This window comes from Lentzea sp. NPDC020367, from assembly GCF_044387305.1.
In the GTDB taxonomy this organism is placed as follows: domain Bacteria; phylum Actinomycetota; class Actinomycetes; order Mycobacteriales; family Pseudonocardiaceae; genus Lentzea.
In genome coordinates this window covers 749318-765912 of sequence record NZ_JBIRVV010000003.1, presented here as the reverse complement: position 1 = coordinate 765912, position 16595 = coordinate 749318, and the positions used below count along the sequence as shown (strand labels likewise).

Annotated in this window: 14 protein-coding genes; 9 read left to right on the top strand and 5 right to left on the bottom strand. The window is 67.1% G+C overall.

Annotated features, from left to right (window positions below):
- Window positions 1-7 precede the first annotated feature (7 nt).
- Window positions 8-1384 carry a hypothetical protein gene (locus ACH413_RS16070; RefSeq protein WP_360040354.1) on the top strand — a complete coding sequence of 459 codons (1377 nt, stop codon included), beginning with the start codon at window positions 8-10 and terminating at the stop codon, window positions 1382-1384.
- Between the two features lie 19 nt (window positions 1385-1403).
- Window positions 1404-2411: a GDSL-type esterase/lipase family protein gene (locus tag ACH413_RS16065; protein ID WP_360040356.1), complete on the top strand. Its 1008-nt coding sequence runs from the start codon at window positions 1404-1406 to the stop codon at window positions 2409-2411.
- Here ACH413_RS16065 and ACH413_RS16060 read toward each other — a convergent pair.
- The 3 genes from ACH413_RS16060 to ACH413_RS16050 form a co-directional block, all read right to left on the bottom strand.
- Window positions 2323-3936, bottom strand: a complete 1614-nt coding sequence (locus ACH413_RS16060) for a glycosyltransferase 87 family protein (protein ID WP_360040359.1) — start codon at window positions 3934-3936, stop codon at window positions 2323-2325. The two genes, ACH413_RS16065 and ACH413_RS16060, sit on opposite strands and share 89 nt — an antisense overlap.
- A gap of 108 nt (window positions 3937-4044) precedes the next feature.
- Complete coding sequence (locus tag ACH413_RS16055; RefSeq protein ID WP_360040361.1) at window positions 4045-6549, bottom strand: transglycosylase domain-containing protein; 2505 nt, start codon at window positions 6547-6549, stop codon at window positions 4045-4047.
- A gap of 350 nt (window positions 6550-6899) precedes the next feature.
- The gene (locus tag ACH413_RS16050; RefSeq protein ID WP_030480154.1) at window positions 6900-7298 is read right to left on the bottom strand and encodes a DUF5318 domain-containing protein; all 399 of its coding nucleotides are present in this window, start codon (window positions 7296-7298) and stop codon (window positions 6900-6902) included.
- Between the two features lie 164 nt (window positions 7299-7462).
- On the opposite strand from ACH413_RS16050, the gene ACH413_RS16045 reads away from it, so the two are divergent.
- Window positions 7463-7999, top strand: a complete 537-nt coding sequence (locus tag ACH413_RS16045) for a PadR family transcriptional regulator (RefSeq protein ID WP_360040364.1) — start codon at window positions 7463-7465, stop codon at window positions 7997-7999.
- A 31-nt stretch (window positions 8000-8030) separates the two neighbouring features.
- Window positions 8031-9116, top strand: coding sequence for an inositol-3-phosphate synthase (locus tag ACH413_RS16040; protein ID WP_360040367.1), 1086 nt, complete (start codon window positions 8031-8033; stop codon window positions 9114-9116).
- Window positions 9117-9161: 45 nt separating this feature from the next.
- Here the strand turns inward: ACH413_RS16040 and ACH413_RS16035 are convergent, their stop codons facing one another.
- Window positions 9162-9896, bottom strand: coding sequence for an SDR family oxidoreductase (locus ACH413_RS16035; RefSeq protein ID WP_360040369.1), 735 nt, complete (start codon window positions 9894-9896; stop codon window positions 9162-9164).
- Between the two features lie 1357 nt (window positions 9897-11253).
- Here ACH413_RS16035 and ACH413_RS16030 point away from each other — a divergent pair.
- The 3 genes from ACH413_RS16030 (at window position 11254) to ACH413_RS16020 (ending at window position 12589) form a co-directional block, all read left to right on the top strand.
- Window positions 11254-11454, top strand: coding sequence for a hypothetical protein (locus ACH413_RS16030; protein ID WP_360040372.1), 201 nt, complete (start codon window positions 11254-11256; stop codon window positions 11452-11454).
- 66 nt (window positions 11455-11520) lie between these two features.
- On the top strand, window positions 11521-11901 hold the full coding sequence (locus tag ACH413_RS16025; RefSeq protein WP_360040375.1) for a helix-turn-helix transcriptional regulator: 381 nt from the start codon (window positions 11521-11523) through the stop codon (window positions 11899-11901).
- A gap of 106 nt (window positions 11902-12007) precedes the next feature.
- Window positions 12008-12589 carry a hypothetical protein gene (locus ACH413_RS16020; RefSeq protein ID WP_360040378.1) on the top strand — a complete coding sequence of 194 codons (582 nt, stop codon included), beginning with the start codon at window positions 12008-12010 and terminating at the stop codon, window positions 12587-12589.
- On the opposite strand, the gene ACH413_RS16015 is transcribed toward ACH413_RS16020, so the two are convergent.
- Window positions 12538-13167 carry an HAD family phosphatase gene (locus ACH413_RS16015; protein WP_360040381.1) on the bottom strand — a complete coding sequence of 210 codons (630 nt, stop codon included), beginning with the start codon at window positions 13165-13167 and terminating at the stop codon, window positions 12538-12540. The genes ACH413_RS16020 and ACH413_RS16015 overlap by 52 nt on opposite strands.
- A gap of 67 nt (window positions 13168-13234) precedes the next feature.
- Here ACH413_RS16015 and ACH413_RS16010 point away from each other — a divergent pair, with 67 nt between their 5' ends.
- Window positions 13235-14401, top strand: coding sequence for an MFS transporter (locus tag ACH413_RS16010; RefSeq protein WP_360040384.1), 1167 nt, complete (start codon window positions 13235-13237; stop codon window positions 14399-14401).
- Between the two features lie 57 nt (window positions 14402-14458).
- Window positions 14459-16492, top strand: coding sequence for a PhoX family phosphatase (locus tag ACH413_RS16005; protein ID WP_360040387.1), 2034 nt, complete (start codon window positions 14459-14461; stop codon window positions 16490-16492).
- Window positions 16493-16595: the final 103 nt, after the last annotated feature.

The window sequence follows — 16595 nt, the reverse complement described above, 5'->3', positions numbered from 1 at the left end:
GGTGAGCGTGACGCCCGAGCGAGGCGACGCCGGGCGTTTCGTGAACCGCTTCGGCAGGCCCGCCGCTGTCGTGCTCGTGCTGCTGTGCGGGCTCACGCTGCTGCTGGGCTTCATCAACAAGGACCGCTGCACCGGTCCCGCGTTCGACCAGTGGGGCCGCACGCAGCCCGACTATGACGAGCGCAACAAGGAAGACGTCTGCTACTCCGACATCCAGCACCTCTGGATCGGGCGCGACATCGACCGCCACGTCTTCCCGTACGTCGACGGCAACATCAACGACAAGGGCACCCTCATCGGGGGCTCGGTCGAGTACCCCGTGCTCTCCGGCCTGATCATCTGGGCGGGTGCGATCTTCGCGCACAACGACGCGGAGTACCTGCTCTACTCGTCGCTGCTGATGGCGCCGTTCGGCCTGCTCACGGGCTGGCTGCTGGGCAAGCTCGCCCGCTGGCGCGCGTTGCTGTGGGCGATCGGGCCACCGCTGATCCTCTACGCGTTCCACAACTGGGACCTGCCGGTCGTGCTGTGCTCGGTCGCCGCGGTCTTCGTGGTGCACCGCTGGAACCGGCCGCTGGTCGAGAGAGCCACGGTCGCGTCCGTGCTGCTCGGGCTCGGGTTCGCGTTCAAGGTCTACCCGGCGGCGTTCGTGCTGCCGCTGATGCTCTTCGTCGCCACCGGCGGCTGGCGCGGCCAGGAGATGCCGAACGGCAAGAAGTTCGACATCGCGGGCGCGGTCAAGGTCGGGCTCGCCTCGATCATCACGGTCGTGCTGGTCAACCTGCCGTTCGCGATCGCGGGCTACGACGGCTGGGCGGCGTCGTTCGAGTTCCAGCAGCTGCGCCGGGTCGACATCACCACGAACTCGATCTGGTACTGGGGCCTGCGGCCGTTCATCGGCGACGACGCCATGCAGTCGCTGGTCGGCGTCATCTCGCCGATCACGATCCTGATCTCGTTCGCGATCGCCGCCGGCTACGGCTGGATGCGGTTCCGGCGCGAGGGCACCTACCCGTGGATCGCGGTGTCCGGCGCGATGCTGTGCGGCTTCATGCTGCTGCACAAGGTCCACTCGCCGCAGTACACGCTGTGGCTGGTGCCGTTCCTCGTGCTGCTGCGCGTGCGGCTGGCCTGGGCGTTCGCCTACTTCGTGGTCGACCTCGCGATGGGCATCGGCATCTTCCGCTGGTTCTGGGCGATCGAGTTCGGTCAGCCGGCCGGGATCTACGACAGCTTCTCCGCGCAGGCCGTGATGATCGGCGTGTGGGGCAGGGCGGCGTTGCTCGTGGCGTTGTTCGTGGTCTTCCTCAAGGCCAGGGACGTGACCGAGGACGATCACGAAGACCTGAAGTTCCTCCGCGGGGCCGTAGCAGCGAAGGCCTGATCAGCCGCAGACTTCACCCGTGAGGGTGATCATCGTGCTGGCGTTGGTGCTGGTCTGCGGTGCCTCCGGCGTGCCCGTGCGCTCGGAGGTGATCCGCTGGCTGCCCGTGTGGCAGGCCGTGCCGACGCTGTCGAGTTCCGTGCCGGACCAGAGCGTGCGCACGACCGTCGACCTCGCGGCGGGCGGCACGTCGGTCCGGGTGCGGCTGTCGAACCTGATGGGCATCAAGCCGGTTCGCGTCGAGCAGGTCACCGTGACCGCCGACGGCGAGACGCGGCAGCTCACGTTCGGCAGGTCCCGTTCCGTCACGATCAGGGCCCGCGACGACGTCTACAGCGACGCGGTGCAGCTCAAGGTCACCAAGACGCTCGACATCAGCACGTACTCCCCCGCCGGCACGCCGTGTCAGGCACGCGCCCATCGGACGATCACGTCGACGCGCGAGCAGATCTGCCTCGTCTCGGCCGTCGAGGTCGCGGGCTTCACCGCGCCGGGTGCGGTGGTGATGTTCGGCGACTCGATCACCGAGGGGTTCGCCGAGAACACCTGGCCGTCGCTGGTCAAGACCGACTACGCGGTGCTCAACGCGGGCATCAACGGCAACGGCGTGGTGCTGGGCACTGCGCCGATGGTCACCCGTGTGCACCGGGACGTCCTGTACAGCAAGGAAGTGCGCAAGGTCGTGTTGCTGGGCGGCATCAACGACATCCAGAACGGCGTCAGCGCCGAGAACGTCATCGCCGGCATCCGCACCGTTCAGCTGCGGTGCCAGAACGCGGGCGTGGAGTTCCACGTCGGCACCATCACGCCGTGGCACGGCTGGTACACGTGGACCGAGGAGAAGGAACAGCAGCGGCAGAAGGTGAACGCGTGGATCCGCGCCACCTTCCCCGCCGCGATCGACTTCGACGAGGCCGTGCGCGACCCCGCCGATCCGCTCAGACTGCGTCCGGAGTTCGACTCCGGTGATCACCTGCATCCGAACGGGACCGCATTCGGTGCGATGGCTCGCCTCGTGCGGGTCTGACGACCTGCCGGTCCGGCGCGTCGGCCAGGACGCCCGCCAACGGGTCGTCGCCCGCCATCCGCACGCGGTCGCGCTCCGGGTGGTAGATCTCCTTCAGGATGATCACGCACAACGTGATGACAGCCGCGTCCCGCAGCAGCACGGCGCCGAGGAACCAGTCGATCGGCAGTCCCTTGTTGTCCGTGCCGAGGTAGAAGTACATGCGCGGCACCCACACCAGCGCGTCGACCGTCATCCACGCCAGCAGCAGCTTCCAGCGCGGCAACGCCAGCACGGCGAGCGGCACCAGCCACAGCGAGTACTGCGGGCTCCACACCTTGTTCGTCAGCAGGAACGCCGCCACGACCAGGAACCCGAGCTGCGCGAGCCGGGGTCTCGTCGGCGCCGAGAGGGTCACGTAGGCGATGCCGGCGCAACAGACGAGGAACAGCACGGAGCTGACCGTGTTGAGGACCGTCGGCGGTTGCCCCTGCGTCAGCCCGGGGTCGAAGCCCTGCCACCCCGTCCACTGCACGAGGACGTTGTAGAGCGTGTCCGGGTCGGCGTTGCGTTCGGTGTTGAGGCGGAAGAATTCCCGCCACCCCGTCTGCGAGGCCGGGTTCAGGGCGATCGGCGCGTTGACGAGCGCCCACGCGCCTATGGCCGCTGCGGTGGTGGTGAGGCCTGCCTTGATCCTCTTGGACCGCCAGCACAACAACAGCAACGGCCCGAGCAGGAACAACGGATAGAGCTTCGCCGCACCACCGAGCCCCAGCAGCACGCCGGCGAGCGCGGGTTTCTTGCGCGCCCACGCCAGCAGGCCGGCCGTCGCGAACGCCGTCGCGATCGTGTCGAAGTTCGTGAACGCGTGGACGATGACCAGCGGGGACACCGCCACGATCGCCGCGTCCCACATCCGGCGCCGGGCGATCCTGGCCACCGAGAACACGGTCACCAGCCACGCCACGGCCAGCCAGAACGCGGTGACGTCGAAGAACACGATCACCGTCATCGGCAGCCCCGGGACGAGCGCCACGAGCCCCTGCGCCACCCGCGCGTTGAGCCACATGAACACGCCGGTGACCACCGGGTACTCCATGTACCGGACGTGCTCGGTCGGCTTGCCCTCGTCGTCCTTCCAGGACGTGATGTACGGGAAGGCACCGCGCTGGTCGAGCCGTTCCGCGGTGTAGAGCGGCACGGTGTCGGAGTAGCAGAGGGCGGTGAACTGCTTGCTGCCCCGCCAGTCGAGCTGCACGACGCCCTTGTCGTCCGTGTACTGCTGGATGCACGGCGACTTCTGCACCCACCCCAGCATCAACGTGACCACGGCGAGCATCAGGATCACCCGCAGTGCCGTCCAGAAGTAGTTCCGGCCGATCTGCGCGTGCTCGCCGAGAGGACCGCCGAACGGTCTGCTCAGACCGCGGGCGAGCGACTCGGTCCAGGTCGGGGCGACGCGCTCTTCGTGAGTGAGCGAATCGGTTTCCTCGGAGAGGTCCTTCTCGGGGGCCTCGGCGGGAAGCTCGGCAGGGCTGCTGGGCACGTCGCGGATGTTACGGCCAAGACCGTTTCGCCGTGGTCAACATCCCTGGACCGAAGCAGAAAGGGCCTGACGCGGAGTACGCGTCAGGCCCTTTCTCATGATCGATCTTTAGCCGCCACCCGGATTGCGGCCCCCGTTCTCGGGGTCGTCACTCGGGTCCGGCGGGCCGGACGGCGGGCAGATGATCTGGCCACAGCCCGACGGCTTGGTCGGCTTGGTCTGCGACGGCTGCGTGTTGCTCGGCTGCGTGTTGCTGGGCTGCTGGTTGCTCGGCTGCTGGTTGCTCGGCGGCGGCGACGGCGGGTCCGACTTGCGCGGCGGGTTGAAGTTGCCCAGCGGGACCGGCTTCGCGAACGGCTCCTTCTGCGCGCCCGCGAGTGCCGTGTCCATGAACTTCTTCCACATCAGACCAGGCAGGCCACTACCGAAGATCGGGTTGCCCTGCTTGTTCTTGATGGCCACGTTGCCGGCGTCCTTGCCGACCCACACGGAGGTGGACAGCTGCGGCGTGTAGCCGACCATCCAGGCCTTCGAGTTCTGGTCGACGCTGCCGGGGAGCTCGTGCGTACCGGTCTTGCCGGCGCACGGGCGGCCGCTGGCACACGCGATCGGCCCCGACGGGATGTCCTTCAACGTCTCGGTGACGTTGTCCGCGATGTCCCGGCTCTTCGTCTCCACCGGGTCGAACGCCGGCACCGGCTGGTCGACGTGCTGGTAGAGCACGTCACCGGTGGGGCCGACGATCTTCGTGACGAAGAACGGAGCCCGGTAGATGCCGCGAGCCGCGAAGGTCGCGAACGCCGAGGCCATGTCGAACGGCCGCACCTGGGCGCTGTCGGCACCGATGGAGATACCGGCGGTGGGCGGGTTGCCACCCTCACCGACCAGGGTCTCCTTGTCCTGGCCGCCCACCCGGACGACCTTCGGGATGCCGGCCGCGTGCGCCGCGTCCGCCACTGCCTTCGTGCCAGTGCCCTCGGGGCCCGCCACCATGTCGTAGAACACGGTGTTGAGCGATTCCTTCATGGCCTGCTTGATCGGGCACTGCTTGCCGCACTGACTGGTGCCGGCGTTGCGGATCTCGACGCCGGCGATCTTGCGCGGTGTGGCGTCGTAGGTGTCGCCGATGCCCTTGCCCATCTTCAGGGCCGCCACCAGGTCGAACGGCTTGAACGACGAGCCGGCCTCCTGGATCGTGCCCTTGGCGTAGTCGATGCCCTTGAGGCCGTCCTTGCCCGGGTAGTAGGCCTTGACCGCGCCGGACTGCGGTTCGATCGCGCTGAGCGACGTGCGCAGGTCGGCGTCCTGGCCGTCCATCACGGAGTTCACCGCGTCGACCGCGGCCTGCTGCATCTTCGGGTCGATCGTCGTGTGGACGGTGACGCCGACCTTCTGCGCCTTCTCCATCGTGAGGCCGACGAGCTCGCTGTCGATCTCGTTCTGGACCTGCTGGCTCACGCGGGCGAGCGGGCCGTCGAGACCGGCGGGCTGCGTCTGCTCGAACGGCAGCGGCTGCGGGTACTGGCGGGCGTCGTAGTCGGCCTGGCTGATCCACTTCTTCTGAAGCATCTGGCCCATCACGAATTCCCAGCGCTTCTTCGAGTACTCCTCGTCCTCGGACCAGGAGGGCGTCTGGATCATGCCCGAGATGAGCGCGGCCTCGGAGGGACTGAGGTCCTTCATCGGCTTGTTGTAGTAGACCTGCGAGGCGGCCTTGAAGCCGTTCGCGCCACGACCGAAGTACACCGTGTTGAGGTACGCGGTGAGGATCGTGTTGTGGTCCGACTCGTTGCTCATCTTGTAGGCCTTGACGAGCTCGGTGAACTTACGAGTCAGCGTCGCTTCCTCGTTGCCCGTGGCCTTCTTGATGTACTGCTGCGTCAGACCGGAACCACCCGAGCTACCACCCGTCGCCTGGATCCAGACGGCGCGGACGATGGCCTTGGCGTCGAAGCCGGGGTTGTCGTAGAAGTTCGCGTCCTCTGCGGCCATGACCGCGTTCTTGACGTTGTCCGGAATCTCCTCGTACGTCAGCATCGTGCGGTTCTGACCGGGCGAGGTGATCTTGCCCATCTCGGAGTTGTCCGAGTAGAGCAACGTGATCGTCTTGTCCTGCGCGTCCGCGATCTCGTTCGGGCGCGGCCACTCGACGAGCGGGTACGCGACCGCGATGGCGATCACGGGGCCGAGGATCATCAGGCCGATCGCGACGAACGCACCGATTCGGACGCGCTTCCAGATCTTCTTCTTGCGCAGACGACGCTCCTCCTCTTCGGTGAGCTCCGGCTCGTCGTCGTAGTACTCGTCGTCATCGTCGGCGACACCGGCCATGAGGAACTCGTCGTCCGGCTCGCGGTGCGTGATGAGCTCGGGTTCGCGCTGCGGCGGCCGGTTGACCGGCGGCATCTGCGTGGTGCGTTCCTCACCGGGGTTGCGCGGGGGCATGCCGGGGCGACCGGGACCACCAGGACCGCCCTGAGGGCCGCCGGGTCCGCCAGGTCCACCGGGGCGACGGCCACCGGGAGGCGGCGCGATCGGCATCCCGCCGGGAGGCGTCGGAGGACGGCCGCCCGGACCACCGGGCCCGCCCTGCGGACCGCCGGGACCGTTCATCCCCGGTCCCTGGGGACGCCCTGGAGCGCCCTGGGGCCCACCGGGACCGCCCTGCGGACCGCCTGGTCCGTTCGGGCGGCGTGGGGGCTGCTGCTGTGGGAAACCACCAGGTGGCGTGCCACCCTGGGGAGGGCGCGCGAAACCACCGGGTGGGGTGCCCGGTCGCGGCTGATTCGGGACATCGCGCCTCGTGCCGCCGCCGTCCGGGTCGTCCCCGGTCGGCCACTGCGGCTCGCCTCCGCGCTGCCGGTCATCATGCTGGTCGTTCACGTGAAAAGGCCTCCCAGACCGGCGTGCATCAGCACACGGTTCGGTGGTCGTACTTCATTCGGAGCAGTGTCACCTGTGGGTCATTCCGCCGCAGTTCGCCTGCGTGGCTTTTCCAGCCCACGCTTCCCCAGGACGTATGACTGCACCAGGTGGTTCCAACTGCACGTGCGACAAACTTCAACTAGGTACACGGAGAACTCGTCGAAGAGGTTCGCCATCTTCACCAGTTCTTCAGGCGTGCGTGCCGAGCCGGCCGCGTGCTTGAGTTCGTCACCGTAGACCCACGACACGTGCGTGAGCGGTTCCTTGCGGCACACCGGACAGGGCACGTCGGTCGCCGTCCCGTGGAACTTCGCAGCTCGCAGCAGGTACGGGTTCGCGTCGCAGACCTCCATGGTGCCCGTCCGACCGGCATAGACCTCCGCCAGCAGCGCACGCCGCTGCAGCGAGTAGTCCACCACCTGCCGTTGGGTCAACACGTCACCAGAGTACGTGCCGACCGCTTTCCGATGATGGGCCGTTCAGGGCAGCGAGGTCCGGCGCGGTATCACGGTGTGCCACATCCCACAGTTGCAAGGAGCCATCGATGTATCGAGCCGATATAATCGCCTCACCTATCGGTGCAGGTGCGAGGAGGTGACTCGTGTTCGAGTTCGCGCTGCTCGGCCTGCTGCACGAGGCGCCCATGCACGGCTACGAGCTGCGCAAGCGCTTGCATGACCTGCTCGGAGCGTTTCGCGCGTTCTCCTACGGATCGCTGTACCCAACACTGCGGCGACTCCAGAGGACGGGCCTGATCGTGGAGGAGGGGCCAGAGGAATCGGCTCTCTCCTGGGGACGTCGGGCTCGCAAGGTCTACAAGCTGACGCCGGAGGGCAAGGAGCGGTTCGCCGATCTCCTGGCCGACGCGGGTCCGCAGACCTGGGACGACGACTCGTTCGGAGTCCACCTGGCGTTCTTCTCACGCACGCCGGCCGACGTCAGGATGCGCATCCTGGAAGGCCGCCGGCGGTGTGTCGAAGAACGCAGGGAGGGGCTTCGCGAGCGGCTCACGCGCACGGGTGAGCAGATCGACCGCTACACCCGTGAGCTGCACAGCCAAGGCCTGGAAAGCACGGAGCGCGAGGTGCGGTGGCTCAACGAGCTCATCGCGCACGAGAAGTCCGAGCAGGACGAGTAGCGATTCACTGTTGATCAAGGAGGACTCGGCAATGGGCGAAAACCGCCGCACCGTTCGAGTGGCCATCGTCGGGGTGGGCAACTGCGCGGCGTCGCTGGTGCAGGGCGTCCACTACTACCGTGACGCCGACCCGAACACCCGCGTGCCCGGTCTGATGCACGTGCAGTTCGGCGACTACCACGTGCGCGATGTCGAGTTCGTCGCAGCGTTCGACGTCGACGCGAAGAAGGTCGGTACCGACCTCTCCGAGGCCATCGGGGCCAGCGAGAACAACACGATCAAGATCGCGGACGTGCCGCCGCTCGGCGTCGTCGTCCAGCGGGGTCACACCTTCGACGGTCTCGGGAAGTTCTACCGGGAGACGATCGAGGAGTCCGACGCCGAGCCGGTCGACGTTGTTCAGGCGCTGCGTGACGCCGAGGTCGACGTGCTGGTCTCGTACCTGCCGGTGGGTTCCGAGGACGCGGACCGCTTCTACGCCCAGGCCGCGATCGACGCCGGTGTGGCGTTCGTCAACGCCCTGCCCGTCTTCATCGCGTCGGACCCGGAGTGGGCGGAGAAGTTCCGCGCCGCCGGCGTCCCGATCGTCGGTGACGACATCAAGTCCCAGGTCGGCGCCACCATCACGCACCGCGTGCTGGCGAAGCTCTTCGAGGACCGCGGTGTCCAGCTCGACCGCACCATGCAGCTGAACGTCGGCGGCAACATGGACTTCCTGAACATGAAGGAACTGGAGCGCCTGGAGTCCAAGAAGGTCTCCAAGACCCAGGCCGTCACGTCCCAGGTGGACCGCGAGATGGGCAAGCGCAACGTCCACATCGGCCCGTCCGACTACGTGGCGTGGCTCGACGACCGCAAGTGGGCCTATGTCCGGTTGGAGGGTCGCGCCTTCGGTGACGTGCCGCTGAACCTCGAGTACAAGCTGGAGGTCTGGGACTCCCCGAACTCCGCGGGCATCATCATCGACGCCGTGCGCGCGGCGAAGATCGCCCTCGACCGCGGCATCGGCGGCCCGATCCTCTCGGCGTCGTCGTACTTCATGAAGTCCCCGCCCGTGCAGTACTCGGACTCCGAGGCGCACGAGGCCGTCGAGAAGTTCATTCGCGGCGAAGTCTGATGCCGTGAAGGGCCGCTCTCCTTCTTGGAGGGCGGCCCTTCGCGTTCAGCGCTTCGAGAGCCGCAGCTTCTGCCAGCTGCCGTCCGCGGTCCACCCGCCGTCGACCGGCAACGCGACTCCGTTGATGTACCGAGCGTTGTCGCTGGCCAGGAACCTGACCGCCTGCGCGATGTCGTCCGGCGCCGCGAACCGGTTCATCGGCACGTGGTCGGTGATGTCCTCGTCGACGTAGTACCCGCCGGCCTGCGACTCGACGTCCATCTCGGTCTTGACCCAGCCGGGACACACGGCGTTGACCCTGATCCCCCGCCCGCCCCACTCGACGGCGAGCGTGCGCGTCAGCCCGATCAGCCCGTGCTTCGTCGTGTTGTACGCGGCCCGGTCCGCCACACCCTGCAGCCCGGCGACGGACGCGATGTTCACGACGCTGCCGGATCTCTGTTCCAGCATGACCTTGCCCAACGCCTGCGTGAGCAGGAACGGCCCGGTCAGGTTGACCGCCATGATCCGTTCCCACTGCTCCAGGCTCGTGTCCTCGAACGGCACGATGCCGGCGATCCCGGCGTTGTTGACCAACACGTCCACGCGACCGTAGGTGCTGGTCACGTGATCGGTCAGGCGCTGGACGTCCGCGGCGCTGGCGACGTTGCCGACGATCCCGTCCTTGCTCTCCTGCAGGTCGAAGCCGACGACGGCGAACCCGTCCTCGCGCAGCACGTCCGCGATCCGCAGGCCCATGCCCTGCGCGGTGCCGGTGACCACAGCAACTCGTTGCGTCATACCCGCCACGCTAGGCACAGTTCGGGCGCGGCGGGAGTCTCCGTGGTGCGATCTGGCGCTCAGCACCAGCTCAGCTGACAGAAGACCGAACTGCCTTCGTGCCGTTGTTTCCGCCGCACGGTGATTTGCCCTGAAATCGGTGTGCGGCCGACTCCCCCGGCATTTTATGAATTGTCGAAGCACTTACTGCCGTCTCTGAGGAAACGGCGCTGGCGTGAAGTGTCCACTTCTTGTCCGGTTACGGCGCGTGCAGAGTGGGCATCACACGTACGGAGTATTAATGCGGCTTGCTCACGGGAGGCGCGCTGTTCGGAGGTCACGCACGGGATTGGTCGAGTGGCGCGGCAGGTTAACACCAGATCGATGCTGTTCGCGCAGTCGATGTCGGCCTATGACGTCCCAGACTGTCCCAATAGTCGCTCAGACCGTTCCGACTCCTTGCACAGCCTACTTCGCTCACGCATGCTCTTGCCATCGCAGCCGGGCTTGTGCATGAACGATCGAGATAGAGGTGTTTGGGCTTGAGGTCGTGTGCTGGAGACACGGAAGGAGCAACAGGAGATGTCGTGCGTTAGCCGTTCTCGTTCAGATGCCCCCTTGTCTTCGGATCGACCGCGTGTTCGAGACTTCGTGATCAGATCGTGGAGCAGACTGCTGCGCCCTCCGTGGTGGACTGAGTGCGACACCGCTGAACTGCGGTGACATCTTCCCATGTCAGCAGGCCTCCTGGCTGCTGCGGCATGTGCGATCGGCTACACTGGTGGCATGACCACGACCGGCTCCGCTGTTTTTCGCGAAAGAGTCCGGGTGGCGTGATGTCAATTCAATCACCAGTGGCGCGGAATGATCGGCCTCGACCGTTCGGCATTGCCCGTCCGACGCACCCGAGTGTTGTGGTCATCGAGATGAGTTGTGGCGTGTAGGGTGTCGCCACGACGTTTCGCACAGTCTTCCCGGAGTCTCTCCCAGTTTCGCGATCCGGTGGGGGCGTCGGGATTAGGAAAGGCTCCTCGCCTGCCAGCGGGGAGCCTTTCGCTTTTCTGGGATCGCGTCGGGCCGTGTGGGGAACTGGTCGGCGCGTGGTCTGAACCACTCTCTCCGGCGGGCTTGGTTGATAGCCCGTTCAGCGCAATTTCGAACCTCGCCCGAAATCAGGCGCTGGAGTCTGTTTAGTCCATCCAAAATGGACTAGTTCGGCGTGGACGTTTCCCGTTGTCGGCATTCACGCCTTCGAGTCCGCTTTGAGTTATGATCGCAGAGCCTCGGCCATCCGTTACTTCTCATCTGGCAGTGAGAGGACGGTCGCGGCGGACAAGTCCCCCATCGGATCGCGATGTTGTGGAGAGGAGGAAAGGCCATGCTCACACGACTTTGCATTCTCCTGTGGCTCACCGGCGTCGTGCAGCCCATCACCTGGATCACCATGCTGGTGCTGGGTTTCTCGTTGAACCAGGCGCTCGCCGCCACAGGTGCGCTCATGGTCGTCGCGGCTGAAGTCGCGGTGCGTCTGTTGCAGTCCGGCGGTGGTCCCCCGGCGCTTCGCCCCGCACTCGCGTAATCGACAGTGCGTCCGTGAAGGCAGGTCCCTCGGGTGAGGGGCCTGCCCTCGGGGGAGGAGAAGGTCATGTCCGTTGAGAACTCCAATGCGAACGATGACCTCACGGCCGCGGCCGTCGAGGTGTTCGCGTTCCACCTCCGCCGGGCACGCCGAGACGCGGGGGACCTTTCCCTCCGTCAGCTCGCCGACCGGATCGGGCGGAGCGCGAGCCGGGGCTGGGGCTCGTCGAGCACCCTGCAGAGGGCGTTCGCGGGGAGGTCACTGCCGTCCTGGCCTGTCGTCGAGGCACTGCTCGTCGACGGGTTCGGCATCGACCACGAGCGCGTGCACCAGGAGTGGCGGCGGCGCTGGGTCGAGGTCAAGGACCTGGTGGAGCCGCTGGATCCACCCTTTCCGAAGGATCCGAAGACTGACGGTGTCGTCGTCCCGCTGCTCAAACCCGCTTAGCGGTCAACGAGATCCAGTGGCCCCGGCACGCCGGGGCCACTGTCGTCTTCCGGAAACACTCGGCGAGCCTTGCCGGTCGAAGGACGAACACCGCTAGGTTCGGCCGGTGCGCACGCTGCTCGTCGCCCTCCCCGGCCTGATCCTCGCCGGCATCGGCCTGACCCACCCGCACCACCTCGACGCGTCGACCGCGCAGTGGTGGCAGAACATGCACATCATCCTGGCGGTGATCTTCCCGCTGCTCGGTGCGGCGCAATGGGTCCTGCTCGACGACAGCCCGAAGTACGTCCGCTACCCGGCCCGCGCGGCCACCTTCGGGTACGTCGTCTTCTACGGCGCGCTGGACGCGTTGGCGGGTATCGGCGGCGGTGCGATGACGCTGGCGAACGGTGGCCGCACCGCAGCCGACGAGCCGTTGTTCAAGATCGGCAACCAGCTCGGGACCGTGGGCGCGTGGTGCTTCTTCGCGGCCAGCCTCGCGATCGCGGTGTGCGCGTTGCTCAAGGTCAAGCTCAAAGCCCTGCCCGGGGCGGTCTTCCTGCTGGTCGGCAGCTATCTGTTCCTCGGCAGCCACATCTACTGGCCGAAGGGCGTCATCGCCTGCACGTGCATCGCGATCGGCATGGCCGCGATCAGTTACGCCAGCGCGTCCGGCAGGTCGGCGATCGAGGACAGCACCCGCACCTGAGCCAGCACGTCCTCGGCGGGTGGGAAGTGCGGGTTCGGCACGGCCAGCACGGTCATGCCCGCCGCCAGCGCCGCCTTCAGGCCGTTGGTCGAGTCCTCGACGGCGTAACAGGACGCCGGAGAAACGCCGAGCTGCGCGGCGGCCGCGAGGTACACGTCCGGTGACGGCTTGCCCGCGGCGCACGATTCCGACGACACCGCGACGGGCACCGGCAGGCCGGTCACCTCCAGGAACACCTTGATCAGCACGGCCGGAGCCGAGGACGCGATCGCGACCGGGAAGCGGGACGCCACGGCGCGAACGGCGTCGACGGCGCCTGGAATCACCGGCAGGTGTGCGGCGTAGGCCTTCTCCATCTCGGCGACCACGCCGGCGGACGTCTCCGCGGCGGTCAGCCGCACGCCCACGTCCGACACCAGGTACGCGGCCCACTCGGGCGTCGACATGCCCTGCATGGCACGGGTCGCGGTCGGGGTCCACGTGCCGCCGTGCGCGGCGGCGAACGCCTGGCGCACCTCGTCCCACACCTGCTCGGAGTCGATCAGCACGCCGTCGAGGTCGAAGATCACCGCATCCACGCCGAGAACCGTACCTTGTGGCCCACGATACTTCGCTATGCTAAGCAAAATCGGTTAGGATAGCTAAGTGAATTTCAAAGCTCAGCCCAAGCAGGTGTGGATCACGGCGTTCGCCGCGGTCATCGCCTTCATGGGGATCGGGCTCGTGGACCCGATCCTGTTGTCCATCGCGGAGGGTCTGCACGCAACACCCGCGCAGGTCACCCTCCTCTTCTCGTCCTACCTCGGTGTTCAGGTCGTGGCGATGCTCTTCACGGGCGCCGCGACGGCGAGGTTCGGGGCCAAGCGCACGCTCGTCGGCGGGCTCGCGCTGATCGTCGTCGCCACGCTGGCGTGCTCGGCGGCAGGGAGCATCGGCCAGCTCGTGGGACTGCGGGCCGTGTGGGGGCTCGGCAACGCGTTCTTCATCGCCACCGCGCTCAGCGTCATCGTCGGCGCGGCCAGTGGCGGGCAGAAGGCCGCGATCCTGCTCTACGAGGCCGCGCTCGGCCTCGGTCTGAGCGTCGGGCCGCTGCTCGGCGCGTTGCTCGGCAGCTTCTCGTGGCGCGGGCCGTTCCTCGGCACCGCCGTTCTCATGGCCGTCGCGTTGATCCTTTGTGCAACGTTCCTGGCCAGGGACTCGCACCTGGAACGTCCGAAGATCGGCCTGCTCGACCCGCTCAAGGCCCTCAGGAACCCGGTCCTGCTGCGCACCTCGGTCGGAGCGGCGCTCTACACGGCCGCGTTCTTCACGGTTCTGGCCTGGTCGCCGTTCGTCCTGCGCTGGGGCGCCGTCGAGATCGGACTGATCTTCTTCGGCTGGGGCGTGTGCGTCGCGGTCTCCAGCGTCTTCCTCGCGCCACGGCTCGCGGACCGCGTCGGCGAGAAGGCGGCGATCATCGGGTCGGTCCTCGCGTTCGCCGTGCTCATGCTGCTGATGGCGGTGCCGAGCAAGCCGTTGCTGGTGGCCGCCGTGGTCGTGAGTGGCCTGGTCAGCGGCCTGCTGAACACCCTGTTCACCGGCACCGCGATGAGCGTCAGCGACGCGCCGCGGCCGGTCGCGAGCGCCGGGTACAACTTCCTGCGCTGGCTCGGCGGCGCGCTGGCGGCGACGTTCGTGAGCCACCTCGCCCAGCCGTTCGTCGTGGCGGCGGTGCTGTGCGGAGTCGCCGCTGTGCTGCTGGCGTTCAACCGTACTGATACGCACGAGGTACCTACGGAAGTCGTGATCGCGAGCGAGCAGCTAGTGGGTTAACAAAAGGTGAACTACGGTCGGTCGCGGTTCCCGCACCGACCGTAGGAGGCCACCACCATGATCCCCCTGCCGCTCGTCAACCATCGCGTCGGCAGAGCAGCGGTGACATGTGAGTACCGCTGTGGCGACGCCTGCTTCCACGAGGTCCCGAACACCTCGGACAACACCTACTTCGGCGACCTGGTCAGCCGGCGGACCGCGCTCAAAGCCGGTGCCGTCGTCGCAGCCGCCGCCACCGTCTCGCTGCCGGCCACCGCTGCCGCCGCTCCCGACACCGCCGCCGCGCCCGAGTCCCAGGGCCGCCCACCCAGGGGACTCGACTTCAAGCCCGTCGAGGTCAACACCAAGGACGAGGTCGTCATCCCCGAGGGGTACGAGCAGGGGATCGTGATCCGCTGGGGCGACCCGCTCTTCCCCGGCGTTCCCGAGTTCGACTTCGACAACCAGACCGCCGCGAAGCAGGAGAAGCAGTTCGGCTTCAACTGCGACTTCGCCGCGATCCTGCCGCTGGACCCGTTGGAACTGACCGGGATCATGGTCACCAACCACGAGTACACCAGCGAGCCGTTCATGTTCCGCGGCTACGACGCGAACAACCCCACCGAGGAGCAGGCGAAGATCGCGTGGGCCGCGCACGGCCTCTCGGTGTTCATGATCAAGCGCTCGCTGTTCTCCGGCCACTACCGGCCGCGCTTCAGCAAGTACAACCGCCGCATCACCCTGAACACGGCGTTCGAGGTGCGCGGTCCGGCCGCGGGCAGCGACCTGCTCAAGACGTCCGTCGACCCGGCGGGCAAGAAGGTCTTCGGCACGATCAACAACTGCTCCGGCGGCGTCACGCCGTGGGGCACGATCCTGTCCGGCGAGGAGAACTTCAACCAGTACTTCGCGAACGCCGCCGGCCGCAACGACCCGAGGCTGACCCGCTACGGCGTCACCGGCACGGCGACCACGCGCAAGTGGGAGCGCTTCGACAAGCGCTGGGACCTCGCCCAGGAACCCAACGAGGTCAACAGGTTCGGCTGGGTCATCGAGCTCGACCCCCACGACCCGGACTCCACGCCGATCAAGCACACGCACCTCGGCCGGTTCAAGCACGAGACCGCGAACATCCGCGTCGCCGACGACGGCCGGGTCGTCGCGTACTCCGGTGACGACGAGCGGTTCGAGTACATCTACAAGTTCATCTCCAACGGCAAGATGAAGCACGGCAACAGCAAAGCCGCGCGCCGTCACAACATGACGCTGCTCGACGACGGCACGCTGTACGTCGGGAAGTTCAAGGGCGACAGCCCCGTGTCCGAGATCGACGGCACCGGAAAGCTGCCCAGCGACGGCAAGTTCGACGGCACCGGCGAGTGGATTCCGCTGGCCGCGGGCAAGAAGTCCTTCGTGCCCGGCATGACCGCCGAGGAGGTGTACGTCTTCACGCGCATCGCGGCGGACAAGGTCGGCGCGACGAAGATGGACCGCCCCGAGGACATCCAGTGCCACCCGCGCACCGGCGCGGTCTATTGCGCGCTCAGCAACAACGTCGAACGCGGCGTCACTGCGGGCAAGGAAGGCGCGACCGAGCCGAACCCGCGCGTCAACAACCGCCACGGCCAGGTCATCGAGATCGTCGAACGCCGCAACGACGCGCTCGCGCTGACGTTCAACTGGGACCTGTTCCTGGTCTGCGGCTTCCCGGAAGATCCGAACACCTACTTCGGCGGCTACGACAAGTCGCAGGTCAGCCCGATCTCCAGTCCGGACAACGTCGCGTTCGACCGGCACGGCAACCTGTGGATCTCCACGGACGCCGACGGCAAGCTCGACGGGCTCAACGACGGCCTCTACGGCGTGCCGCTGGAAGGGCCGGAACGCGGGCACCTCAAGCTGTTCCTCACGGTGCCGCGCGGCGGTGAGACCTGCGGTCCGGTGATCGGCGAGCGGGTGATCACGGTGTGCGTCCAGCACCCCGGCGAGGTGGACGGCGCCAGTGCCGACAAGCCCGCCTCGAACTGGCCGGACCGAGGTACCGCGAGGCCTCGTCCGTCGGTCGTCGCGGTGTGGCGCAAGGGTCGTCGTCAGCTGGGTGAAATCGGTTGATCACCCTGCGTGCTGTGATCGTTCGGGAGTAGTACGAGTTCGCCTGCCGTTCACCTTCTGGACGGCAGGCGATCTCGTTGGGCTCTTAGGTTCGGCCAGTTCC

Coding starts and splice junctions, on each gene's coding strand:
- ACH413_RS16055 (WP_360040361.1), bottom strand. CDS start 6,549: ATGAACGGTCCCGGCGGTCCGCAGGGCGGGCCCGGTGGTCCGGGCGGC.
- ACH413_RS16040 (WP_360040367.1), top strand. CDS start 8,031: ATGGGCGAAAACCGCCGCACCGTTCGAGTGGCCATCGTCGGGGTGGGC.
- ACH413_RS16035 (WP_360040369.1), bottom strand. CDS start 9,896: ATGACGCAACGAGTTGCTGTGGTCACCGGCACCGCGCAGGGCATGGGC.
- ACH413_RS16030 (WP_360040372.1), top strand. CDS start 11,254: ATGCTCACACGACTTTGCATTCTCCTGTGGCTCACCGGCGTCGTGCAG.
- ACH413_RS16025 (WP_360040375.1), top strand. CDS start 11,521: ATGTCCGTTGAGAACTCCAATGCGAACGATGACCTCACGGCCGCGGCC.
- ACH413_RS16005 (WP_360040387.1), top strand. CDS start 14,459: ATGATCCCCCTGCCGCTCGTCAACCATCGCGTCGGCAGAGCAGCGGTG.